The 22,409-nt window shown below is 68.3% G+C and carries 19 protein-coding genes; 14 read left to right on the forward strand and 5 right to left on the reverse strand.

The genetic code is table 11. The features are described from left to right. Nucleotides 1–55 precede the first annotated feature (55 nt). Together SM757_RS19960 and SM757_RS19965 are read right to left on the reverse strand one after the other, a co-directional pair. On the reverse strand, nucleotides 56–1,786 hold the full coding sequence (locus tag SM757_RS19960) for a cation acetate symporter (protein ID WP_066333658.1): 1,731 nt from the start codon (nucleotides 1,784–1,786) through the stop codon (nucleotides 56–58). Further along, a complete protein-coding gene (locus SM757_RS19965; RefSeq protein WP_066333659.1) occupies nucleotides 1,783–2,145 on the reverse strand; it encodes a DUF485 domain-containing protein in 363 nt (120 codons plus the stop codon). Before SM757_RS19965 ends, SM757_RS19960 begins: the two co-directional genes overlap by 4 nt. 249 nt (nucleotides 2,146–2,394) lie before the next feature. Here SM757_RS19965 and SM757_RS19970 point away from each other — a divergent pair, with 249 nt between their 5' ends. Continuing rightward, nucleotides 2,395–4,092 carry an MFS transporter gene (locus tag SM757_RS19970; RefSeq protein WP_066333662.1) on the forward strand — a complete coding sequence of 566 codons (1,698 nt, stop codon included), beginning with the start codon at nucleotides 2,395–2,397 and terminating at the stop codon, nucleotides 4,090–4,092. A gap of 93 nt (nucleotides 4,093–4,185) precedes the next feature. Here SM757_RS19970 and SM757_RS19975 read toward each other — a convergent pair whose 3' ends face one another. Beyond that, nucleotides 4,186–4,752, reverse strand: a complete 567-nt coding sequence (locus SM757_RS19975) for a hypothetical protein (RefSeq protein ID WP_322466828.1) — start codon at nucleotides 4,750–4,752, stop codon at nucleotides 4,186–4,188. 201 nt (nucleotides 4,753–4,953) lie between these two features. Between SM757_RS19975 and SM757_RS19980 the strand changes: the two genes are divergently transcribed. Both SM757_RS19980 and SM757_RS19985 read left to right on the forward strand, forming a co-directional pair. Further along, nucleotides 4,954–6,885: a type IV pili methyl-accepting chemotaxis transducer N-terminal domain-containing protein gene (locus SM757_RS19980; RefSeq protein WP_066333668.1), complete on the forward strand. Its 1,932-nt coding sequence runs from the start codon at nucleotides 4,954–4,956 to the stop codon at nucleotides 6,883–6,885. A gap of 10 nt (nucleotides 6,886–6,895) precedes the next feature. Further along, nucleotides 6,896–7,597: a response regulator gene (locus SM757_RS19985; RefSeq protein ID WP_066333742.1), complete on the forward strand. Its 702-nt coding sequence runs from the start codon at nucleotides 6,896–6,898 to the stop codon at nucleotides 7,595–7,597. A gap of 18 nt (nucleotides 7,598–7,615) precedes the next feature. Here SM757_RS19985 and SM757_RS19990 read toward each other — a convergent pair whose 3' ends face one another. Next, the gene (locus tag SM757_RS19990; protein ID WP_066333674.1) at nucleotides 7,616–7,882 is read right to left on the reverse strand and encodes a hypothetical protein; all 267 of its coding nucleotides are present in this window, start codon (nucleotides 7,880–7,882) and stop codon (nucleotides 7,616–7,618) included. Between the two features lie 283 nt (nucleotides 7,883–8,165). On the opposite strand from SM757_RS19990, the gene SM757_RS19995 reads away from it, so the two are divergent. From SM757_RS19995 to SM757_RS20015, 5 genes are all read left to right on the forward strand, one after another. Next, nucleotides 8,166–9,263 (forward strand): choice-of-anchor A family protein, encoded by a 1,098-nt coding sequence (locus SM757_RS19995; RefSeq protein ID WP_322466829.1) that lies wholly within the window; start codon nucleotides 8,166–8,168, stop codon nucleotides 9,261–9,263. A 109-nt stretch (nucleotides 9,264–9,372) separates the two neighbouring features. Further along, nucleotides 9,373–10,167 (forward strand): DNA alkylation repair protein, encoded by a 795-nt coding sequence (locus tag SM757_RS20000; protein ID WP_322466830.1) that lies wholly within the window; start codon nucleotides 9,373–9,375, stop codon nucleotides 10,165–10,167. Nucleotides 10,168–10,638: 471 nt separating this feature from the next. Continuing rightward, the gene (locus SM757_RS20005) at nucleotides 10,639–12,843 is read left to right on the forward strand and encodes a molybdopterin oxidoreductase family protein (RefSeq protein WP_322466831.1); all 2,205 of its coding nucleotides are present in this window, start codon (nucleotides 10,639–10,641) and stop codon (nucleotides 12,841–12,843) included. Between the two features lie 21 nt (nucleotides 12,844–12,864). Beyond that, the gene (locus SM757_RS20010) at nucleotides 12,865–14,772 is read left to right on the forward strand and encodes a DmsC/YnfH family molybdoenzyme membrane anchor subunit (protein ID WP_322466832.1); all 1,908 of its coding nucleotides are present in this window, start codon (nucleotides 12,865–12,867) and stop codon (nucleotides 14,770–14,772) included. Between the two features lie 118 nt (nucleotides 14,773–14,890). Next, nucleotides 14,891–15,601, forward strand: coding sequence for a carbonic anhydrase (locus tag SM757_RS20015; RefSeq protein WP_322466833.1), 711 nt, complete (start codon nucleotides 14,891–14,893; stop codon nucleotides 15,599–15,601). A 36-nt stretch (nucleotides 15,602–15,637) separates the two neighbouring features. Here the strand turns inward: SM757_RS20015 and SM757_RS20020 are convergent, their stop codons facing one another. Then, nucleotides 15,638–15,970, reverse strand: a complete 333-nt coding sequence (locus tag SM757_RS20020; protein ID WP_169805858.1) for a cupin domain-containing protein — start codon at nucleotides 15,968–15,970, stop codon at nucleotides 15,638–15,640. 350 nt (nucleotides 15,971–16,320) lie between these two features. On the opposite strand from SM757_RS20020, the gene SM757_RS20025 reads away from it, so the two are divergent. The 6 genes from SM757_RS20025 (at nucleotide 16,321) to SM757_RS20050 (ending at nucleotide 22,228) form a co-directional block, all read left to right on the forward strand. After that, nucleotides 16,321–17,571 (forward strand): NAD(P)H-dependent flavin oxidoreductase, encoded by a 1,251-nt coding sequence (locus SM757_RS20025; RefSeq protein ID WP_066333686.1) that lies wholly within the window; start codon nucleotides 16,321–16,323, stop codon nucleotides 17,569–17,571. 225 nt (nucleotides 17,572–17,796) lie between these two features. Continuing rightward, entirely contained in the window at nucleotides 17,797–18,120 is a 324-nt protein-coding gene (locus SM757_RS20030) for a DUF883 family protein (protein ID WP_218011433.1), read from the forward strand. Between the two features lie 281 nt (nucleotides 18,121–18,401). Beyond that, nucleotides 18,402–18,836 carry a c-type cytochrome gene (locus tag SM757_RS20035; protein ID WP_322466834.1) on the forward strand — a complete coding sequence of 145 codons (435 nt, stop codon included), beginning with the start codon at nucleotides 18,402–18,404 and terminating at the stop codon, nucleotides 18,834–18,836. Between the two features lie 4 nt (nucleotides 18,837–18,840). After that, nucleotides 18,841–20,289, forward strand: a complete 1,449-nt coding sequence (locus tag SM757_RS20040) for a cbb3-type cytochrome c oxidase subunit I (protein WP_066333693.1) — start codon at nucleotides 18,841–18,843, stop codon at nucleotides 20,287–20,289. Nucleotides 20,290–20,302: 13 nt separating this feature from the next. After that, a complete protein-coding gene (locus tag SM757_RS20045; protein ID WP_066333695.1) occupies nucleotides 20,303–21,109 on the forward strand; it encodes a CbbQ/NirQ/NorQ/GpvN family protein in 807 nt (268 codons plus the stop codon). Nucleotides 21,110–21,133: 24 nt separating this feature from the next. After that, nucleotides 21,134–22,228 (forward strand): 4Fe-4S binding protein, encoded by a 1,095-nt coding sequence (locus tag SM757_RS20050; protein ID WP_322466835.1) that lies wholly within the window; start codon nucleotides 21,134–21,136, stop codon nucleotides 22,226–22,228. Nucleotides 22,229–22,409: the final 181 nt, after the last annotated feature.

Consider the following 22,409-nt stretch of genomic DNA (forward strand, 5'->3'; position numbering starts at 1 on the left):
GCGAGCGGGGGCTGAACCCCGCTCTTGGCGTGTGTGTAGGCGTGTCTGCCGGCGATCAGTGGCCGGAGGCACCGGCGGCGCCCAGGCCCGTTTCCGAGCGGACTTGCTGCACGGCGAAGGCGGCGCGCTCCTTGGTGGCCTGCGCGCTGCGGTCCAGGATGGAGAACAGCCAGATGCCCACGAAGCCGATGGTCATGGAGAACAGCGCCGGCGACGTGTAGGGGAACCAGGCCGAGCCCTTGGGGTTGCCCAGCGTGGCTTCCCACACCGAGGGCGACACCACGGTCAGCCCCACCGAGCTGATCAGGCCCAGGAAGCCGCCGATCACGGCGCCCTTGGTGGTGCAGTCCTTCCACAGCACGCTCATGAAGAGCACGGGGAAGTTGGCGGACGCCGCGATGGCGAAGGCCAGGCTCACCATGAAGGCGATGTTCTGCTTCTCGAAGACGATGCCCAGCACCACGGCCAGCACGCCCAGCGTCAGCGTCGTGATGCGCGAGACGCGCAGCTCGGAGGCGCTGTCGGCCTTGCCCTTCTTGAACACCGTGGCGTAGAGGTCGTGCGAGACGGCCGAGGCGCCGGAGAGCGTCAGGCCCGCGACCACGGCCAGGATGGTGGCGAAGGCCACGGCCGAGATGAAGCCGAAGAACACGTCGCCGCCCACCGACTTGGCCACCAGCACCGCAGCCATGTTGGCCGTGCCGGCGCCGCCCTTGATCACGCCCTTGGCCGTGTCGGCGAACTCGGGGTTGGTCAGCACCAGGGTGATGGCGCCGAAGCCGATGATGAAGATCAGGATGTAGAAGTAGCCGATCCAGGTCGTGGCCCAGAACACGCTCTTGCGGGCTTCTTTCGCGTCAGGCACGGTGAAGAAGCGCATGAGGATGTGGGGCAGGCCGGCGGTGCCGAACATCAGCGCCATGCCGAAGCTGATGGCGGAGATGGGGTCCTTGATGAAGCCGCCCGGGCCCATGAGGGACAGGCCCGTCTTGGCCGCTTCTTCAGGCGTCTTGCCCGCGGCGATGGCGATGGCCGTCTTCACGCTCACGCCCTTGGCGAACAGCGCCTCGGGGCTGAAGTTGAACTGCGCCAGCACCATGAAGGCCATGAAGCTCACGCCGCACAGCAGCAGCACGGCCTTGATGATCTGCACCCAGGTCGTGGCCGTCATGCCGCCGAAGAGCACGTAGACCATCATGAGCGCGCCCACGATGACCACGGCCATCCAGTACTCCAGGCCGAACAGCAGCTTGATGAGCTGGCCCGCGCCGACCATTTGGGCGATCAGGTAGAAAGCCACCACCACCAGCGTGCCGGAAGCGGCGAAGGCGCGGATGGGGGTCTGCTTGAAGCGGTAGCCGGCCACGTCGGCGAAGGTGAACTTGCCCAGGTTGCGCAGCCGCTCGGCCATCAAGAAGGTGATGATGGGCCAGCCCACCAGGAAGCCGATGGAGTAGATCAGGCCGTCGTAGCCCGACGCCATGACGGCGGCGGAAATGCCCAGGAAGGAGGCGGCCGACATGTAGTCGCCCGCAATCGCCAGGCCGTTCTGGAAGCCGGTGATGCCGCCGCCGGCGGTGTAGAAGTCGGCGGCCGAGCGCGTCTTGGCCGCGGCCCACTTCGTGATCCACAGCGTGCCGGCCACGAAGATGGCGAACATGGCGATGGCGGTCCAGTTGGTCGCCTGCTTGGCGGCCTGGCCCACGTCAGCGCCCGCGGCCAGCGCGGAGCCCGCGCCGGCCAGGGCCGCCAGCGCGGCCAGGGTCTTCAACTGCTTGCTGCTCATTTGGCGGCGTCCTTCAGGATTTCGGCCGTCAGCGCGTCAAACTCGCTGTTGGCGCGGCGCACGTAGATGCCGGTGATGACGATGGTGAAAAGGATCACCCCCATGCCCAGCGGAATGCCCAGCGTCGTGACGCCCTGGCCCAGCGGCGTGGCCAGGAAGGGCTTGTTGAACGCGATCAGCGAGATGTAGCCGTAGTACACGACCAGCATCAGCGCCGTGAGCATCCAGCCGAAGCCGCTGCGCTTGCGGCGCAGCTCCTGGTACTTCGGGTTGGCCTGGATCCGGGCCACCACGGGATCAACCTTGCTTGTCTCCTCGGCCCTGGATCGGGTCGGTGCACTTCCTACGGCAGTCGCCATTTTTCTATCTCCGGTGCAGGGGTGTCAGGAATGCCGCCCACGTGGGCACGGCACCTCGTGCTTAGGCAGTTTCAGCAGAGCGTCTGACCAAGTTCTTACAAAAACGGGGTCCTGCGGGTTCATCCTGACGCGTCAGCCAGCCGTCAGAAAGAGGTCAGCAAGCCGTCAGACGGCGTGCCCAGCATGCGCTGGCGGCACCCCGACAGCAGGGCGCCCAAGACCCGAAAACACGACCAGGAGACAAGCACCATGGCCCCCGCCGCACGCGCGCTGAGCCCCTCGCGCTCACGCGCCCCCATGACACGCGAGGAGCGCAAGGTCATCTTCGCCTCCAGCCTGGGCACGGTCTTCGAGTGGTACGACTTCTACCTGTACGGCTCGCTGGCTTCCATCATCGCCAAGCAGTTTTTTTCTGGTTTGGATGCGGGCGCAGCTTTCATTTTTGCACTGCTGGCGTTTGCCGCGGGCTTCATCGTGCGGCCCTTCGGCGCGCTGGTGTTCGGCCGCTTGGGCGACATGATCGGCCGCAAGTACACCTTCCTGGTGACCATCTTGCTCATGGGTCTGTCCACCTTCATCGTGGGCATCCTGCCCAGCTACGCCAGCGTGGGCGTGGCCGCACCCGTGATGCTCATCGCGCTGCGGCTGCTGCAGGGCCTGGCGCTGGGCGGCGAGTACGGCGGCGCGGCCACCTACGTGGCCGAGCACGCGCCGCACGGCAAGCGCGGCGCCTACACCTCGTGGATCCAGACCACCGCCACGCTGGGCCTGTTCCTGAGCCTGGTGGTGATCCTGGGCACGCGCACCGCGATGGGCGAGGAGGTGTTTGCCGACTGGGGCTGGCGCGTGCCCTTCCTGCTGTCCATCGTGCTGCTGGCCGTGAGCGTGTGGATACGGCTGTCCATGAACGAGTCGCCAGCGTTCAAGAAGATCAAGGAGGAGGGCCGCAGCTCCAAGAGCCCGCTGTCGGAGAGCTTTGGCCGCTGGAAGAACCTCAAGGTCGTGATCCTGGCGCTGGTGGGCCTGACCGCGGGGCAGGCGGTGGTGTGGTACACGGGCCAGTTCTACGCGCTGTTCTTCCTCACGCAGGCGCTCAAGGTGGAGCCGCAGACGGCCAACATCCTCATCGCCGTGTCGCTGCTGCTGGGCACGCCCTTCTTCATCGTCTTCGGCCGGCTGTCGGACCGCATAGGCCGCAAGCCCATCATCATGGGCGGCTGCCTGCTGGCGGCGCTGAGCTACTTCCCGCTGTTCCACGCGCTCACCGAGGCGGCCAACCCGGCGCTGGCGCAGGCGCAGCGCGCCGTGCCCATTGTCGTGACGGTGGACCCCGCGCGCTGCAGCTTCCAGGGCAGCCCCGTGGCGCGCGAGGTGGACTTCCGCAGCGACTGCGACCTGGCCAAGCGCACGCTGGCGCAGGCGGCCGTGAACTACTCGGTGGTCAAGGGCGGGCCCGGCACGCCGGCCACGGTGACGGTGGGCGAGCGCGTCATCCCCGCCTTCGACGCCACGCTCTCGGCCGACGGCTACGCCTTCGACAGCGCCAGCAAGGCGCGCATTGCCGCGTTCAAGAAGGAGGTGGCGCAGGCCACCAGCGCCGCGGGCTACCCTGCAGCGGCCGACCCCGCGCGCATCAACAAGCCGCTGGTGGTGGGCATCCTCACGCTGCTGGTGATCTACGTGACCATGGTGTACGGCCCCATCGCGGCGATGCTGGTGGAGCTCTTTCCCACGCGCATCCGCTACACCTCCATGAGCCTGCCCTACCACATAGGCAACGGCTGGTTCGGCGGGCTGCTGCCCACCACGGCCTTCGCCATCGTGGCGCAGACGGGCAACATCTACAACGGCCTGTGGTATCCCATCGTGGTTGCGGGCGCTACCTTCGTGGTGGGCACCTTCTTCATCCGCGAGACCAAGGACCGCGACATCTACGCCGCCGACTGACAGGGTGCACGGCGCGGCGCCCCCATGCAAAAGCGCGGCCGTGGCCGCGCTTTTTCGCTTTCCGGCGGCGGCTGCGGGCCGCCGCCGCCAGCCTCAAGGGCCGGGGTTGGGGTTGTCCGGCGCCGAGGGCAGGGCGCTCAGGAACTCGTAGATGGCGCCCAGGTCGCTCGAGAGCATGTGGCCGTACACCGGCCAGGGCATCACCTGCAGCTTGCGCCCGTTCGCGGCCGGGTCGGGATCTATGCCGGTGCGCATGGTGCGTATGAACTGCCACAGCCTCAGCCCCGCGGGCAGGCCCTTGGCGTCCGGGCGCAGGTTGGGCGAGGTGAAGGGGCCGAACTGCCGCCCGCCGGTGAGGTACTGCGCGGCGTTGATGACCTCGGGCTGCCCCAGGTAGGGGTCGCCGCCGGGGGCGTAGGCCGGGCGCGTGTGGCAGTCGTTGCAGCCGCCCACGGCGTTGACGAGGTAGCTGCCCAGGCCGACGAGGGCGCGGTCGCGGCCGGCCATGTTGAGCTTGACGCCCTCCGGGACGATGGCCAGGCCGCGGCGGGCGCGGTCGTCCAGTGGTGGCGGGGCGGTTTGGGCCAGCGCCTTGCCGGCCAACAGCGAGCACAGCAGCGCGGCACCCAGCGTTGTCAGGGAAAAGGACTTGCGAGACATGAATCCATCCTTTCACTGGTTCTTGCGCCGGCGTCCCCCACCGCGGCCAGCGGCCACAGCACGCGCCGGGGCGGCTACCGTAGGCCCCTGGCCGGGTGGCCCGCATCCCGAGGTTGCGGGCGGCACGGCGCGCGTTCACGGGATGCGTGGTTTTCGCATTGGTGGCAGGCGCGGCAGGCGCGCGCTGCGTAGAGTGCGCGCATGAAGACTCCCTGGACTCTCGCGCGCAAGCTGCTGGCCATAGGCGCTGCGGTGCTGGTGCTGGCCCTGGCCTCCATAGGGCTGACGCTGTGGGTGAGCTGGCAGCTCGAAGGCGGCGCGGCGGCCGTCAACGAGGCCGGGCGCATGCGCATGCAGACCTGGCAGCTCGCGGCCTCGCTGCACGACACCTCGCCTGAGCAGGTGCAGGCGCAGTTCGACCGCTTCCAGGCCAGCCTGGATTTGCTGGGCCGCGGGGACCCCTCCCGCCCCCTGTTCGTGCCATGGAACGATGCCGTGCATGCGGCCTTTGCGGACGTGCTGCAGCAGTGGCAGCAGTTGCACGCGCGCTGGGCGCAAGGGACGCTGCCCGCGCCGGCGCAGGTGCGCGCCGATGCCGACGCCTTCGTGCGCTCCGTGGACCTGTTCGTGGGCTCCATCGAGCTGCAGCTCGCGCGCTTCACCAGCATCCTGCACCTGTACCAGCTGGCCATGCTTGGGCTGGCCATCGCGGTGGCCGTGGCGCTGTTCTACACGGGGCACCTGTTCGTCCTGGAGCCGCTGGCGCGGCTGCAGCGCGGCCTGGAGCGCGTGGAGCAGGCCGACTTCGACGCGCGCGTGGAGGTGCAAAGCCGCGACGAGTTCGGCCGCCTGGGCGAGGGCTTCAACCGCATGGCGCAGACGCTGCAGTCGCTCTACCGCGGGCTGGAGGACAAGGTGCGCGAGAAGACCGCCAAGCTGGAGCTGCAGCGCGGGCGGCTGCAGGCGCTGTACGACGTGAGCGCGCTGCTGGCGCGCTCCGACACGCTGGAGGGCATGGCGCAGCACTTCGCCAAGCAGGTGCGGCGCATTGCCGGCGCCGACGCCGCGGCCATCCGCTGGAGCGACGAGGCCAACCAGCGCTACTTGCTGCTGGCCGGCGAGGGCCTGCCCGCGGCGCTGAGCGAGGGCGAGCACTGCGTGCCCACGGGCGAGTGCCTGTGCGGCCAGTCCGCGGCCGATGCGCGCACCCGCGTCATCCCCATCGTCATGGCCGACCAGACGCTGGGCCACTGCGCCCGCGAGGGCTTCAAGACGCTGGTGAGCGTGCCGGTGCGGCTGCACCACCGGCTGCTGGGCGAGGTGGACCTCTTCTTCCGCGGCAGCGTCACGCTCAGCGACGAGGAGCGCAGCCTGCTGGACGCGCTGGCGAGCCACCTGGCCGGCGGCATGGAAGGGCTGCGCGCCGCGGCGCTGGAGCGCGAGGGCGCGGTGGCCGAGGAGCGCAGCTTCATCGCGCGCGAGCTGCACGACTCCATCGCGCAGTCGCTGGCTTTCTTGAAGATCCAGGTCCAGCTCCTGCGCGCGGCGCGCCAGCGCGGCGACGAGGCGGTGGTGGAGCGCACCCTGGGCGAGCTCGACACGGGCGTGCGCGAGTGCATGGGCGACGTGCGCGAGCTGCTGGTGCACTTCCGCACCCGCACCAACGCCGAGCACATCGAGCCCGCGCTGCGCACCACGCTGCAGAAGTTCGAGCACCAGACGGGCCTGAAGTCGCACCTGGAGCTGGAGGGCCACGCCCTGCCGCTGGACCCGGACGCGCAGGTGCAGGTGCTGCACGTGGTGCAGGAGGCGCTGTCCAACGTGCGCAAGCACGCGCGGGCGTCGCAGGTGTGGGTGGAGGTGGCGGCCGACAGCGCGGGCTGGCGCTTCGAGGTGCGCGACGACGGCCAGGGCTTTGACCCCGACGCCGACCGCGCCGAGACGCACGTGGGCCTGCGCATCATGCGCGAGCGTGCCGCGCGCATCGGCGCCCAGGTGCGCGTGGACGCCGTGCCCGGCGCGGGCAGTTGCGTGACGCTGACGGTGCCGCCCTCGGCCGCCGCGTCCGCCGTGTCCACGGCTCCCGCCGCCGGCACGCCGCCCGCGGCTCAAGCGCCCTCGGCGGCGGCATGATCGCGCGATGATGACAACGCATTCCCCCGCCGGCGCCGCCGCCGGCGCGCCCATCCGGCTGCTGGTGGTGGACGACCACACCCTGTTTCGCCGCGGCCTGATCGCGCTGCTGGCCGCCGACGCGCGCTTCACCGTGGTGGCCGAGGCCGGCGACGCCGGCGAGGCGCAGCGCCACGCGCAGGCGCTGCAGCCTGACCTGATCCTGCTGGACAACCACCTGCCCGGCGTCAACGGCGTGGACGCGCTCAAGGGCCTGAAGGAGGCCGCGCCGCACGCGCGCGTGCTCATGCTCACCGTGAGCGAGGACGAGCGCGACCTCGCCGCCGCGCTGCGCAACGGCGCGCAGGGCTACCTGCTCAAGACCATAGACAGCGAGGCGCTGGCGGCCTCCATCGTGCGCAGCGTGCGCGGCGAGTCGGTGGTCAGCCCCGAGATGACGGCCAAGCTGGTGGCCGCGTTCCAGTCGCTGGGGGCCCCGGCGCCGTCCGCGCCCGCCGCACCCGCGCCGGCCGACCCCATCGTCACGCTGTCGCCGCGCGAGCGCGAGATCTTGAGCCACATCGCCCGCGGCGCCAGCAACAAGGAGATCGGCCGCGCCCTGGACATCGCCGAGACCACCGTGAAGATCCACGTGCAGCACATCCTGCGCAAGCTCAACCTCAGCTCGCGCGTGCAGGCGGCGGTGTACGCGACGGAGCGGGGGTTGAGCTGACGAGCGGGGCGGCCGCCCTCAAAGGTGCCGCTCAATCCACTCCCAGGCCTTCTTGGGCATCCATCCGGCGTAGTCGCGCGTGACCTTGATGACGAGCAGGCTGTCGTTGTCGTCCAGCGCGCGGCGCAGCCGGGTCGAGAGCTGGTCGGCGGCCTCGCTGGTGTGCACCAGCCAGGTGGTGCCGAGGTGGTGCCACCACGTGCCGGAGCTGCGCAGCTCGTCGTGCAGGTGGGCGTAGTTCTGGCCGACCTTGTTGAGGTCGTAGGAGACGCAATAGACGGGCATGGCGGTGTCCGTGAGGCAAGTCCAAGGGGGTTACTGCAGGGGCGTGTGCGGCGAGCCGCCCGCGGTCCGTCTTGTCGCGCAGCCCGCAGGGCGGGCCAAGGCAGAATTTCTCGTTCCACGGCATGGATGCGTGGAAATGGCCCGTCCGGCGCGAGCAGCGTGAACTGCGCACGCGCGTTGCGGAAAGTTTTCACAGTTTCGTCACGGCTTGTTTCCGCGGCTGCCGGACACTGTAGGGGCCGTCCAATGCCCTGTTCCGCCGTAACGCCGGCGGCTGCCCAGCATGTCCTTGCCCCAGTCCACCGCTGCCTCCCTGCGTGCCTTGCCCCTCGCACTGTCCGCCGCGTTCCTGGTGGGCGCGGCCTGGTCCGGCAGTGCACAGGCCACCGTGATCGACCTGGGCACGGCCGCCAGCTTCAACGTCTTTGCCCTGGGCAACTTCAGCAGCGCCGGCAGCGACACCGAAGGCGCCGTGGCCGTGGCCGGCAACGCCGCACTCTCCGGCTACAGCGTCAACGCCTTGAACAAGGCGGATTCGGCCGGGAAGGCGCTGGTGGTCGGCGGCAACCTGAACTTCTGGAACGGCTCCATCAACAACGGCAATGCCTGGGTGGGCGGCAGCACCAGCTTGGGCAACCTGGGGTTCGCCGGCTCCTTGCAGCAGGGCGCCGCGCCGTTCTCCTTCGACCAGACTGCGCAGCAGCTCAGCAGCCTGTCCGCGGCGCTCAACACCGCCACGGCCAATGGCACGGCCAGCTTCAACCCCTGGGGCGGCGTGACCCTGCGCGGCGACGGCAGCGCCGGCGCGCAGGTTTTCAACGTGTCCGGCGAGCGGCTGCTGGGCTTGAACAACATCATGTTCGACAGGCTGAGCCGCGGGCAGACGCTGATTTTCAATGTCAGCGGCACGCGCGCTGGATTCCAGAACGTCGGCCTGTACGGCTTTGCCGACTACAACGTCCTTTTCAATTTCGTCGACGTGACGGACCTGGTGCTCAGCGGCGTGGGCGTTTACGGCAGCATCTTGGCGCCCAAGGCTTCCATCTCCGGCGGCAACGGGCAGATCAACGGCAACGTGGTGGTCAAGGACTGGGTTTCGAATATCCAGATCAACGCCAACCACTATTTCTCGACGGTCGACGTGGCGGGCTTGCAGCTGCCGTCCGCGCCGGTCTCCACGCCGACCTCTTCGCCGACTTCCTCTCCGACGTCTTCTCCCTCGGCCGGCCCGCAGTCGTCCCCGTTGTCGCAGCCGCAGTCCTCGCCCGTGTCGCAACCCGCCAAGGCCGTGCCGGAGCCCGGCACGCTGGCCTTGCTGCTGGCCGGGCTGAGCGCCTGCGCCCTGGCGGCCAGGCGCCGTCAGCGCCACGGCAGGGCTTGATGCGGACAATGGCGTGCTCCCTCCACGCCATTGCCGCGCGATGCCCCTTGTGACCGACGACCAGCCCCGCCTGCCTCCCGCCCCGCGCTCCCTACAAAAGGGCGCGCCCTTGAAGCGCCTGCTCGGCGAGGAGGCGGTGGATGGCCTGGCGCACAACCTGCGCCTAGCGTATCCGGCATTCGATGCCGGCGCCTTTCGCGCCGCCGCCTTGGAAGGCCTGGAGCCGCTGGGCATCATGGACCGCGGCGTGCACCTGGCGCGGGCGATGCGCAAATACCTGCCCGCCAATTACGCGTCGGCCATCGCCATACTGCTGGACTCGCTCACGCCGCCCATGGCGCGCACCGACGAATTGGGGCTGGCCGTGTTTTTCTATTTGCCGCACGTGAGTTTCGTCGCCCAATATGGGCTGGACCCTGCAGGTAATGGCGGCGAGGATCCTTTCGAAGTTTCCATGCGGGCGCAATATGAATTGACGCGCCGCTTCAGCGCTGAGTTCTGCATACGCCCTTTCCTGATCCGCGAGCCGCAGCGCACCCTGGAGCGGCTGATGCAGTGGACGGACGACCCCGACCCGCACGTGCGCCGCCTGTGCTCCGAGGGCACGCGGCCGCGCCTGCCCTGGGCCATGCGCCTTCCCGCCTTCGACGCTGATCCCACGCCGGTGCTGCCCCTCCTGGAAAAGCTCAAGAACGACCCCGAGCTGTACGTGCGCCGCAGCGTCGCCAACCACTTGGGCGACATCGCCAAGCGGCATCCCGAGCGCGTGTTCGAGCTGTGCCGGCGCTGGCTGGCGGATGCGGACAACGAATTGCGCTGGCTCATACGCCACGCCTTGCGGCATCCGGCCAAGAAGCTGGTGCCTGCTGCCGTGCAACTGCGCGCCGCAGCCTGCAAGGTCTGACGCCCGTCACACCCCTTGTAGTGCGGCGCCGGCCCGGTCCACGCCCAGGCGCTGCACCTGCCGTGCCGGGATGCCGCTGGAACCGGTGAAGGGGGCCAAGGGGTTTCAAAAAAGTGATTTCCGCGGCCCGTGGAATTTATTGCTTGTTGTTTTAATTTGCCCATTATTTTGATGGGTCAAGATATTTTGCGCTTTGAAACCGCGGCGCCAGGTTTCCTGTGTATTTTTCACGCCCTTAGTTCCAAAGAACTATGTCGGGTTAACCCTGCGTACTCCTTCCGCTGCTGAAAACTGACCGTCGGAAGAATGTGCCGCGTCGGTGGAAACCGGGACAGTCATGCCTCAACGAGCGCAGCAGGAAGCGCTGTCCATGGCTGTCCCCGGCACCCGCAAGCAGCAGCTGCCCTGCTGAGAGAGCAAACCGACAGCCCTGGTCCCAGCGCGCCCCGGGCCGGTTCAGCAAGGAAAAACATGTTGTTTGGCAGAACTCAGAAGAACCCCATCACCCTCGCCGACAAGGGTGTGGTGGCGTGGAAATATGCGACCTGCGGTTATTGCTCGACCGGCTGCTCCATAGAAGTGGGCCTGAATGCCCAGGGCAAACCCGTCGCCTCGCGCGGCGTGGCCGACGCGGACGTGAACCGCGGCAAACTCTGCCTCAAGGGTTTGGCGGAGCACGAGATATTCGCCGCTTCCGGCCGCGGCACGAAACCGCTGATGCGCGGCCATTGGCACGAAGATTGGCAAGCCACCGATTGGGATGCCGCCACGCTCAAGGTGCGCGACGAATTCCGCCGCATCCAGGCCCAATATGGGCGCGATTCGGTGGCCGTGATTTCCACCGGCCAGCTCCTGACCGAGGAGTTCTACACGCTGGGCAAGCTCACCCGCGGCCTCATCGGCACCAACAACTACGACGGCAATACCACGCTGTGCATGGCCTCGGCCGTGTCCGGCTACAAGCGCTCGTTCGGCTCCGACGGCCCGCCGGGCAGCTACGAGGATTTCTCGCACACCGACTGCCTGATTGCCTGGGGTTCGAATCTGCCTGAGCAGCACCCCATCATTTATTACCGCCTGAAGGACGCGCAGGAGCAACGCAAATTCCCGCTGATCGTGGTGGACCCGCGCGTCACCATGCTGGCGCAGATGGCCGATATTCACCTGCCGCTGACGCCGGGCACGGACGTGGTTTTGCAAAACGCCATGATGCACGTCATCTTCAAGGAAGGCCTTGAAGACAAGCGCTATATCGAGGCCAATTGCAACGGCCTGGAAGCATTGAAGGCCGAGGTGGCCCAATGGGACCCGGCCAAGGCCGCAAAGGTTTGCGGCATCGACGAGGAAACCATTCGCGTCGTCGCCCGCCTGTTTGCCAAGGCCCCGGCGGCCATGCAGATCTGGACCATGGGCATCAACCAGAGCACCCATGGTTCCGACGGCGTGGTGGGCATCAACAATCTCGCCTTGATCACCGGCAACATGGGCAAGCCGGGCGGCACCTCGCTGTCCATTACCGGCCAGTGCAATGCCATGGGCACGCGGGAATGGTCGTCCTGCTCCGGGCTGCCGAATTACCGCTACTTGGAGGATGCCCAGCACCGCAAGGAAATCGGGGAAGCCTGGAACGTCGACCCCGAGTTTTTCCCCAAGAAGGTGGGCCTGAAGCAGACCGATATCTTCAAGGTCATGGAAACGGGGCAGATCAAGGGCTTGTGGATTGTCGCCACCAATCCCATGAGCTCGCTGCCCAATACCGCGAGCGTGCGGCGGGCCATGCAGCAGTTGGAATTCTGCGTGGTGCAGGACTGCTACGAGGACACGGAGTGCAATCAATACGCGCACGTTTACCTGCCCGCCGGCACTTGGGCGGAAAAGGACGGCGTGATGACCAATACCGAGCGCCGCATCAACCGCGTCACGCCCCTGGCCGTGCCGCCGGGCCAGGCCAAGCCTGACCTGTGGATATTCAACAAGATTGCCGAGAAGTTCAACGAGGACGGCCGGGTGAATTTTCCGGAGAAGGCGTCGGACATATTTTTGGAAATGGCCAGGCTGTCCCAGGGCCGTTTCTGCGACATCTCCGGCATGACGCACGAGCTGCTGGAGCAGCGCCGCGGCGTGCAGTGGCCCTACACGGCCGAGCAGGCGGCGCGGGGCGAGCTGCCCCCGGTGGGCGGCAAGCGGCTCTACACACAGGACGCGACGTTTCGCTTCCCCGACGGCAAGGCCAAGCTGATTGCGCTGCCTTTCGTCGTGAATTACGAGGTGCCGGACGAGCAATACCCGTTCTGGCTGAATACCGGCCGCCTGGTGGAGCACTGGCATACCCGCACCAAGACCGGCAAGGTGGGGAACAACAACAAGTTCAGCCCGATTCCCTTCGTCGAGCTCAATCCCGATACGGCGGCGGAGATGGGTATTCGGCGTGGCGAGTATGTGCGCCTGGTGTCGCGCCGCTCCGATGCGGTGGTGATGGCGCAGCTCACGCAGCGCGTGCGCAGGAACATGGTGTTCCTGCCCTTCCATTTCCACGATTGCGCCAACCGCCTGACGATTGCCTTGCTCGATCCGTATTCCCGCCAGCCTGCATTCAAGCAGGGCGCGGTGCGCGTCGAGAAAATTGCCGACCAGCACGAGGCGGCCATCCTGAGCAAGGAAATGCGCAAGTTCTAAGGCTTGCCGGAGTTGCACATCATGTTTGAACGCAGAGAATTTGAGCCTGGTTACGCCGTTTTGCCGGATGCGCCGTGCAAGAGCCATAACCAGTGGGGCAAGGGCATTGAGACGGTTCCCGTGGGCGACGAGCGCCGCGGCCAGAGCCTTAACATCAACGGCGACGGCATGGTTGGCGACAATCCCAACCGCTACAAGCAGCACGGCTTTTTCTTCAATGCCGACAACTGCATCGCCTGCCATGCCTGCGAAACCGCGTGCTCGGAGAAAAACGACAATCCTGCGCACCAGGCTTTCCGCTCGGTGGGTTTCATCGAGGGCGGCACCTTTCCCAACGTGTCGCGCATCAATATCTCGCTGGCCTGCAACCACTGCGACGATCCGGTTTGCCTGAAAGGGTGTCCGACGCGGGCTTATACGAAGTTCGCCGAGTATGGGGCGGTGCTGCAGAACCCGGACATCTGCTTCGGCTGCGGTTATTGCACCTGGGTCTGCCCGTACAACGCGCCGCAGCTCGACCAGGCCAAGGGCACGGTCAGCAAGTGCAATATGTGCGTGGACCGGCTGGAGGTTGGGCTGAAGCCCGCTTGCGTGTCGGCCTGCGTGGGCAAGGCGCTGGATTTCGGCGTCGTGGAAAATATTCCCGAAGGGCGCGTGCAGGCCAAGCTGGAAATCCCCGGTTTCCCGTCACCTGAAATCACGCACCCGAACACCCGCTTCCAGCAGACCAAGACGCTGGCGCGCGACATGCACCGCGTGGACAGCGTGCCCATCAAGTTCCACCGCAAGGACGACGATGGAAATTACGTGCCCGTGCTCGACCCCAAGCAGGGTTTCGAGAAGCACTGGAATTTGAAGAAGCTGCTGGGCAGCCACGAGAATTCGCACATTGCCTTCACGCTCACCGCGCAATTGGCCGCCGGTGCGTTCGCGCTGCTGACGGCGGGCGCGGCGATATTCCAGCCGCTGGCAGCGCTGCAGGACAGCGTGGCCTGGCTGACTATGCTGCTGGCGATGATGTGCCTGCTGATATTCGGCATGTTCAAGCTGAACATGCATTTGGGCCGCCCGCACCGGTTCTATCGCGGTTATTACAACCTCAAGTATTCGCCGGTGGCGCGTGAGATTGCCGGGGTGACGGTGTTCACGGCCGGGCTGGGGGCTTACCTGGCGCTGGCGGTGGCCGAGCGCGCGGTACCGGGGCTGGCGCAGCCGCTGGTGGGGGCGCTCCAGGGCGTGTTCGCCGCGGTGGGCGGCCTGGGCATCGCGTTCGGCGGCTTCTACATGATCAAGCTGTACCGCATCAAGGCGCGTCCGTTCTGGAACCACTGGCACACGGATGCCAGCTTCATCGCCTCGGCGCTGTCGCTGGGGGCGCTGCTGGTGGGCGTGGTGGCGGTGGTGCTGGGCGTGGCCTCTGAAGGGCTGGTGCGCATCGTGGCCGGCATGGCCGCCATCGGCCTGGCGCTGGAAGGCGCGGCGGTGCTGGCCCATGCCCGCGACCTGCGCGAGCAGCACAGCGAGGGTGCGGCGTCCTTCTACATCCAGACCACGCAGTACGGCCGTTCCTACGCGCTGCGCAATGGCCTGCTGGGTGCGGCGCTGGTGCTGGCCCTGGCCGCCCTGGCCGCGCCGGGCCTGGCGGTGGTGCTGCTGCCGCTGCTGGCGGTGGTGGCGCTGGCGCAGTCGGTGCTGGGCCGGGCGCTGTTCTTCGCGGCGGTGATCCCGACGACGCTGCCGGGCGGCTTCTTCTGGCGCAACCCGGGCTTCGTCGAGCACGCCCGCAAGGTGGGCCTGGCCGACATGCCCCAGGTGGGCGTGGTGCATGAGCAGCACCATGCCTTCAAGGTTGGCGAGCTGCTGGACACCGTCATGAAGACGCCGCTGCGCGACAAGGTGGCGCAGGCCAAGCGGGTGTTCACCGGCTGAGCCACACACCCAACACCCCAGTGCGGCCGCGGGCTGCGTGACGCGATGCCGGGTGCGGCGGCGCCGGAGCTTGCCGGCATCGAAGTTGCCGTGCGGCGGCCACGCGAGAACCTCTTCCATGCCTGACCACGACGACGAGTTGCTGCAGCGGCTGCGCCGCTTCCACGACGACGCCTTTCCCCGCTACGAGCAGCATTTCAAGGCGCTGGTGGACGAGGGCCAGCACCCGACCACGCCGTTCATCGGCTGCTCGGACTCGCGGCTGGTGCCGCACCTGCTCACCGGCGCGCAGCCGGGCGAGCTGTTCCTGGTGCGCAACGTGGGGGCGCTGGTACCGCCGTATGACGGCTCGGCCGGCTACCACGGCACGGCGGCGGCCATCGAGTTCGCCGTGCTGCAGTTGCAGGTGCAGCGCATCGTGGTGTGCGGGCACAGCCACTGCGGGGCCATGCAGGCGCTGTACGGCGAGGTGTCGCCGGAGGCCAGGAACCTGAACGTGTGGCTGGACCTGGCGCGCGAGGCCGCGCTGCCCGTGGTGCCCACGCCGGAGGCGCTGCGCCGCACCGAGCAGCGCGCGGTGGTGCTGCAACTGGAGCGGCTGATGGACTACCCCATGGTGCGCCGCCGCGTGCAGGCGCGGGAGCTGACGCTGCACGGCTGGCACTACGTGATCGAGGACGGCGAGGTGCACGTCTTCGACGTGCGGCGCGGCGCGTTCGTGCCCGCCTCGCGCGCCGAGCACAGCGGCACGGGGCCCTACAAGGACGGGCCGGGCGAGGCGCAGGAGCTGTTCAACGAGATTGGCGGGCAATGGCCACCGCGGGGCTGAGCCCGCGCGCCGCCCGTCTCACGCCTTTCACGCCCCTCACGCCCCCAGCCGGATCGTCACCAGCAGCGCGCTGTCCTCGTGCCGGGCCTGCAGCTCGTGGGGCTGGTGCTTGGGCACCAGGACGACGTCGCCCGCTTCCAGCGCCAGCCGCTGGTCGCCGGCGATGAGCTGCGCCGTGCCGGTGAGGCACTGGATGGTGCATTCGCCGGCCACCCAGTGCGCGGGCAGCACGCCGCCGGCGCGCAGCACCACGCGCAGCAGTTGCAGCTCCTCGCTCTTGATGAGGCTGACGCTCACGGCGTCGGGGGGCAGGGCGCCCTCGGTGAGCAGCCGCATGGGCTGCAGGGGGGATGCGTGTTCCAAGGCCATGGCCGGGAGCATCGCCACCGCGCCGCGCGGCTGCAAGCCGCGGCGCCCAACCCAACAGTGCCGGCGGGGACTTCGCCAGGGAAACACCCGGTGCTCCCGGTGTCCAGGTGAGCCGGCAAGTGCGGGTGGCCTGTTCGCGTGCAGGCCGCGGGAAGGTGCCCCGGCGGGGCTGCGGCACAGGGCCGGCGGGGGCCCGGGGCACCCTCTCCGGCGGACGTGCGTCCTGACACGCATCAAGCCGACGTGTTCCCGTGCAGGCTTTCCTCATCACGGCGCGCATGACAAGGATCAAGGCGGCGGCGCATCGGCTTGCGTATGGTCCGCAGCTTGACGTCTTGCCGCCCCGTTTCATGAATCCGCACATCGACTCCCTTCTTGCGTCCGTTTTGAAGCAAAGCAGCCTGAAGGCGCTGTCGTTGGGCGGCCGTTCGCTGCTGCCCATCGTGCAGGGCGGCATGGGCGTGGGCGTGTCTGCGCACCGGCTGGCGGGCACCGTGGCCGCCATGGGGGGCGTGGGCACCATCAGCTCGGTGGACCTGCGCCGCCACCACCCGGACCTCATGGAGCGCACCGAGGGCGCGGCCGCGCACGCGGGCCGCGAGGCCGAGGGCAAGGCCCTCATCAACGCGGCCAACCTGGAAGCGCTGGAGCGCGAGATCAAGGCCGCGCAGCAGCTCTCGCAGGGACGCGGGCTGGTGGCCGTGAACGTCATGCGCGCGGTGGCCGACTACGCCAACAGCGTCAAGCGGGCGCTGGAGGCCGGCATTGACGCCGTGGTCGTGGGTGCCGGGCTGCCGCTGGACCTGCCGGACCTGGCGCAGGACCATCCCAAGGCGCTGCTGGTGCCCATCCTGTCGGATGCGCGCGGCGTGCAGCTCATCGTCAAGAAGTGGGAGCGCAAGAAGCGCTTGCCCGACGCCATCGTGATCGAGCATCCGCGCCTGGCGGCGGGGCACTTGGGCGCGGCCAAGGTGCAGGACCTCAACGACCCGCGCTTCGACTTCGAGAACGTCATTCCCGCCGTGCTGGAGTTTTTCAGGAAGGCCGGCATAGAGCGCGAGATTCCCGTCATCGCCGCCGGCGGCGTGCGCAGCTACGAGGACATCGTGCGGCTGCAGTCCCTGGGCGCGGCCGGCGTGCAGTTGGGCACGCCCTTCGCCGTCACGCACGAGTGCGACGCGCACCCCGAGTTCAAGCGCGTGCTGGCCGAGGCGCGCGACGAGGAGCTGACCGAGTTCACCAGCGTGGCGGGCCTGCCCGCGCGCGGCATCAAGACGCAGTGGCTGCAGTCCTACCTCAAGGCCGAGGACAAGCTGCAGGAGAAGGCGCACGCCAAGTCGCGCTGCACCAAGGTGTTCGACTGCTTGGCGCAGTGCGGGCTGCGCGACGGCCTCAAGGGCTGGGGCCAGTTCTGCATCGACCATCAGCTCGCCGCGGCGCTGCGCGGCGAGGTCAAGAAGGGCCTGTTCTTCCGCGGCAAGGGCGCGCTGCCCTTCGGCACGCAGATCCGCAGCGTGCGCGAGCTCATGGAGCGGCTGCTCACGCCGACGGCCGTCCTGGGCGCCCTGGCTGCGGCGCAGGCCGAGGCCCTGCCGGCCTGAGCACGCGGGCGGCCGCGCGCCGCCCGTGTTTCAACCCGCGGGGAACTCGCGGGCGTTTTCCGTGGTCTGCATGGATAGGGCGGCTCCATGGCCGCTCCAAGGGTTTATCTGGCGCTGCAGGGTTGCGCACGGTGCTTGCCGCCATGCGTGGCCTGGGGCTAAGGTAGTGGCCGAAGTATCGGCACCTGGCCTGCGCCAGCCCTTTCAACCACGGAGGACCGCACGATGAACGACATGACCACCCCTGATGCACCTGTGGCGAACAACCCCGGCATGGATCAGCTCAAGAGCGATCTCAAGGCCATCGTGGCCGATGCCGAGGCGCTCATGCGCTCCAGCGCCGCCAGCGCCAGCGCCAGCGCCACGCAACTGCGCGAGCGGCTGCGCGAGGCCCGTCACGACCTGCGCGACCTGCAGGCCAACGCCGTCAACAAGACCCGCGCCGCCGGCCAGGCCGCCGACGACTACGTGCACGACAAGCCCTGGCGCTCCATCGCCGTGGCCGCCGGCGTCGGCTTCCTGGTGGGCATGATCGTCGGTCGCCGCTGACCGCCGCCGCTTCGCTTTGCTGAGCCGGCCGCGCGCCGGCTCCACCGCCAACCCGCCGCAAGGCGGGTTTTTTTATGGCCTGCCGCAAGGCGGGTTTTCAGGGCCCGCCGCAGGCTGCGCGGCCCTGGTGGATGGGCTTTTGCGGTCACGTGCGTGCTTGATTCGTGTCAAGTGCACGGCCGGCGGGCGGCGACGTCCCGATTCTTGAACCGGTTCAAGGAAGAAGCCTGAGTGAATCCCTAGGCTAAGCCCCATCGTGTTTCGACCGAGGAGGGCTTGTCATGAGCCAGACCCAGGGCGGGTTCACCAAGCAGAAGGCCCGCAACATTTTTTGGGGCGGCAGCGTGTTTTTCGCGCTGCTGTTCACCGCGCTGATCGTCAACACCGAGCAGCACATACCGCAGCGTTCGCACGCGGCCGACATCACCCCGGCGGTGGTGCGCGGCAAGGCCGTGTGGGAGACGCGCAACTGCATCGGCTGCCACACGCTGCTGGGCGAGGGCGCGTACTTCGCGCCGGAGCTGGGCAACGTGATCGAGCGCCGCGGCGGCGAGTTCGTGAAGGCGTGGATCAAGGCGCAGCCCAGCGGCGCGCCGGGCCGGCGGCAGATGCCCAACTTCAACCTCAACGAGCAGCAACTCGACGACCTGGTGGAGTTCCTGAAGTGGACCGGCCAGGTCAACACCGAGAAGTGGCCGCCGAACATCGAGGGCTGACACCATGAAACCCATTGCACTCAAGTACAAGTCGCAGGCCGTCGCCAAGCTCTACTTCATCGCGGCGCTGGCGCTGTTCGCCGGCCAGATCATCTTCGGCCTGAGCCTGGGGCTGCAGTACGTCATCGGCGACTTCCTGTTCCCCTACATCCCGTTCAACCAGGCGCGCATGGTTCACACGAACCTGCTGATCGTGTGGCTGCTGTTCGGCTTCATGGGAGCGGCCTACTACATCGTTCCGGAGGAAACCGAGACCGAGCTGTGGAGCCCCAAGCTGGCCGTGGCGCTGTTCTGGATCTTCCTGGTGGCCGGCGCGCTGACCATCGTCGGCTACCTGGCCGTGCCCTACGCCAAGCTGGCCGAGCTCACGGGCAACGAGCTGCTGCAGACCATGGGGCGCGAGTTCCTGGAGCAGCCGCTGCCCACCAAGCTGGGCATCGTGGTGGTGGCCGTGGGTTTCATGCTCAACCTCACCATGACCATGCTCAAGGGCCGCAAGACCAGCGTGGGCCTGGTGCTGATGCTGGGCCTGTGGGGCCTGACGCTGCTGTTCCTCTTCAGCTTCGTCAACCCGCACAACCTGGTGCGCGACAAGATGTACTGGTGGTTCGTCGTCCACCTGTGGGTGGAGGGCGTGTGGGAGCTGATCCTGGGCGCGCTGCTGGCCTTCGTCCTGGTCAAGACCACGGGCGTGGACCGTGAAGTGATCGACAAGTGGCTCTACATCATCATCGCCTTCGCGCTGATGACGGGCATCCTGGGCACGGGCCACCACTTCTACTTCATCGGCCTGCCGGGCTACTGGAAGACGATAGGCAGCGTGTTCTCCGCGATGGAGCCGATTCCCTTCTTCATGATGACGGTGTTCGCCTTCAACATGGTGCAGCGCCGCCGCCGCGAGCATCCCAACCAGGCCGCGGTGACTTGGGCGCTGGGCACCTCGGTGATCGGCTTCCTGGGCGCTGGCCTGTGGGGCTTCATCCACACCCTCTCGCCGGTGAACTACTACACGCACGGCACGCAGGTGACGGCGGCCCACGGCCACCTGGCCTTCTACGGCGCCTACGTGCTGGTGGTGATCACCATGATCAGCTACGCCATGCCCATCCTGCGCGGCCGCGAGGCCAACCCGCTGCGCGCCCAGGCCCTGGAGAAGAAGAGCTTCTGGACCATGAGCATCGGCATGGGCGTGATGGTGCTGGCCCTCACCGGCGCCGGCGTGCTGCAGGTGTGGCTGCAGCGGCTGCCCACCAGCGGCGCCATGTCCTTCATGGCCACGCAGGACCAGCTCGCCACCTTCTACTGGGTGCGCATCGCCGGCGGCGTGATCTTCCTGCTGGGCCTGCTGATGTACCTGGCGAGCTTCTTCGTCGGCGCCTCGGCCGAGGAGCTGGCGCAGCAGCCCGCGCACGGCGGCAAGGGCCTCAAGGCCGCCCCGGCGCAGCGCGCCTGACGGAAATTCCACCATGGAATTCACATCCGCCAGGCAGGTTGCGGCCGTGCCCTTCTACATGGCGCAGGCCGCCGAGTGCGAGCTGTTCGAGCACGCCTTTCACCAGCGCCTGCCGCTGCTCATCAAGGGGCCCACGGGCTGTGGCAAGACGCGCTTCGTCGAGCACATGGCCGCGCGCTTGGGCCGTCCGCTGGTGACGGTGAGCTGCCACGACGACCTGAGCGCCGCCGACCTCGTGGGCCGCCACCTGCTGGGCGACGGCGAGACCGTCTGGTGCGACGGCCCGCTCACCCGCGCCGTGCGGCAGGGCGCCATCTGCTACCTCGACGAGGTGGTGGAGGCGCGCAAGGACACCACCGTCGTCCTGCACCCGCTGGCCGACGACCGCCGCGTGCTGCCGCTGGAGCGCACGGGCGAGCTGCTGCAGGCCGCGCCCGGCTTCATGCTGGTCATCAGCTACAACCCCGGCTACCAGAACCTGCTCAAGAGCCTCAAGCCCAGCACGCGGCAGCGCTTCGTGGCGCTGACCTTCGGCTACCCGGCCGCGGAGGTGGAGCAGCGCATCGTGGAAGCCGAGGCCGAGGCGCCGCCGCCGCTGGCCGCCACGCTGGTGCGGCTGGCGCAGGCGCTGCGCCGGCTCACCGACCACGACCTGGAGGAGACCGTGAGCACGCGGCTGCTGGTGATGGCCGCGCGCCTGGTGCGCGCGGGCCTGCCGCTGGCCGCGGCCTGCCGCGCCGCCATCGTGGACGCGCTCACCGACGATGCCGAGACGGCCGCGGCGCTGTCCGAGCTCACCAGCGCCGTCATCGGCGGCTGATGGGTTCATCGACAAGGTGAGGCCATGGCTTTCGAAGGACCGCCCCCCGGCGGCAGCCGCGCCGGCGCCGAGGCCGCGCGCGCAGTGATCGACAAGGCCGCGGGCTGCGGCGGTGAGGCTCAAACCACGCCGCGCCGGCGCATGACGGTTCGCAAGCCACCAGCCGACACCGCCGCCGTGCGCAGCGCGCAGCGGCTGCAGCGGCGCCGGCACTGGCTGCAGGCCGGCTTCTTCGCCTTCTTCGTGTTCGCCCCGGCGCTGAACCTGCTGCGTTTCGACCTCAACGAGACGCAGCTCTGGGTGCTGGGCATGCGCTGGTCGCTGGGCATCGACGCCTTCACGGCCGGGCAGATCTCGGCGCCGCACCTGGCGCTGAATTTCGTGCTGCGCGCGCTGCTGCCGGCGCTGGCGCTGGTGGGCGGCTTCCTGGCCGTGGCCTGGCGCTGGGGGCGGCTGTGGTGCGGCTGGCTGTGCCCGCACTTCTCGGCGGTGGAGCTGCTCAACGACTTGCTGCACCGCGCCTGCGCGAAGTTCAGCGTCTGGGACCGCCATGCGCTGCCACGCGCCGACCGCCCGGCGCGCAAGCGCTGGTGGCCGCTGTTCGCGCTGTCCTGCCTGATCCTCGGCTTCACTTGGGCCGTGACGCTGCTGAGCTACTTGCTGCCGCCGGCCGAGGTCTGGGGCGGGTTGCTGCACGGCACGTCCACGCCCAACCAGGCGAAGTTCCTGGCGATTGCGACGACGGTGTTCACGCTGGAGTTCGCTTTCGCGCGGCACCTGTTCTGCCGCTTCGGCTGCGCGGTGGGCCTGTTCCAGAGCTTGGTGTGGATGGCCAACCCGCGCGGCATGGTGGTGGCCTTCAGCCGCGAGCGCGCGCGCGACTGCCGCGACTGCGAGACGGTGAAGGCGCCCTCCGGCAGCGCCTGCGACAACGCCTGCCCCATGCGGCTGCACCCGCGCAACATCAAGCGAATGATGTTTTCCTGCGTGCAGTGCGGGCGTTGCCTGAGCGAGTGCGACGTGTCGCAGGGGCCGCTGGACAAGGAGCCGCTGCTCAACTGGGAGCAGGGCGAGGCGGCGCAGCGCGAGACACAAAGACAGAAGCGGGAGGAGGGCTGAAGCCCTCGCACCGTGCTGATCGTGAGCTGAAACCATGGAAGAACTCATAGGCCAGTGGTGGCACCGCGCCGTGACGCGTGCGGCCGACCGCTCCTTCCCCGACGCCGCCGTGGAGCTGCCGCAGGTGCAGCGCGCCATCGGCATGCTGTTTCGCGGCGCCGGTGGCGCGCAGGCCGTGCGC

It is taken from the genome of Azohydromonas lata (assembly GCF_034427735.1).
In the GTDB taxonomy this organism is placed as follows: Bacteria; Pseudomonadota; Gammaproteobacteria; order Burkholderiales; family Burkholderiaceae_C; genus Azohydromonas; species Azohydromonas lata.

Bases quoted from the DNA above. Each gene is read 5' to 3' on its own strand.
- SM757_RS19995 (WP_322466829.1), top strand. From the start codon at position 8,166: ATGTCCTTGCCCCAGTCCACCGCTGCCTCCCTGCGTGCCTTGCCCCTC.
- SM757_RS20020 (WP_169805858.1), bottom strand. From the start codon at position 15,970: ATGGCCTTGGAACACGCATCCCCCCTGCAGCCCATGCGGCTGCTCACC.
- SM757_RS20050 (WP_322466835.1), top strand. From the start codon at position 21,134: ATGGCTTTCGAAGGACCGCCCCCCGGCGGCAGCCGCGCCGGCGCCGAG.
- SM757_RS20015 (WP_322466833.1), top strand. From the start codon at position 14,891: ATGCCTGACCACGACGACGAGTTGCTGCAGCGGCTGCGCCGCTTCCAC.
- SM757_RS20035 (WP_322466834.1), top strand. From the start codon at position 18,402: ATGAGCCAGACCCAGGGCGGGTTCACCAAGCAGAAGGCCCGCAACATT.
- SM757_RS20045 (WP_066333695.1), top strand. From the start codon at position 20,303: ATGGAATTCACATCCGCCAGGCAGGTTGCGGCCGTGCCCTTCTACATG.
- SM757_RS20010 (WP_322466832.1), top strand. From the start codon at position 12,865: ATGTTTGAACGCAGAGAATTTGAGCCTGGTTACGCCGTTTTGCCGGAT.
- SM757_RS20030 (WP_218011433.1), top strand. From the start codon at position 17,797: ATGAACGACATGACCACCCCTGATGCACCTGTGGCGAACAACCCCGGC.
- SM757_RS19970 (WP_066333662.1), top strand. From the start codon at position 2,395: ATGGCCCCCGCCGCACGCGCGCTGAGCCCCTCGCGCTCACGCGCCCCC.
- SM757_RS20040 (WP_066333693.1), top strand. From the start codon at position 18,841: ATGAAACCCATTGCACTCAAGTACAAGTCGCAGGCCGTCGCCAAGCTC.
- SM757_RS19975 (WP_322466828.1), bottom strand. From the start codon at position 4,752: ATGTCTCGCAAGTCCTTTTCCCTGACAACGCTGGGTGCCGCGCTGCTG.
- SM757_RS19990 (WP_066333674.1), bottom strand. From the start codon at position 7,882: ATGCCCGTCTATTGCGTCTCCTACGACCTCAACAAGGTCGGCCAGAAC.
- SM757_RS19965 (WP_066333659.1), bottom strand. From the start codon at position 2,145: ATGGCGACTGCCGTAGGAAGTGCACCGACCCGATCCAGGGCCGAGGAG.
- SM757_RS19985 (WP_066333742.1), top strand. From the start codon at position 6,896: ATGACAACGCATTCCCCCGCCGGCGCCGCCGCCGGCGCGCCCATCCGG.
- SM757_RS19980 (WP_066333668.1), top strand. From the start codon at position 4,954: ATGAAGACTCCCTGGACTCTCGCGCGCAAGCTGCTGGCCATAGGCGCT.
- SM757_RS20025 (WP_066333686.1), top strand. From the start codon at position 16,321: ATGAATCCGCACATCGACTCCCTTCTTGCGTCCGTTTTGAAGCAAAGC.
- SM757_RS19960 (WP_066333658.1), bottom strand. From the start codon at position 1,786: ATGAGCAGCAAGCAGTTGAAGACCCTGGCCGCGCTGGCGGCCCTGGCC.
- SM757_RS20005 (WP_322466831.1), top strand. From the start codon at position 10,639: ATGTTGTTTGGCAGAACTCAGAAGAACCCCATCACCCTCGCCGACAAG.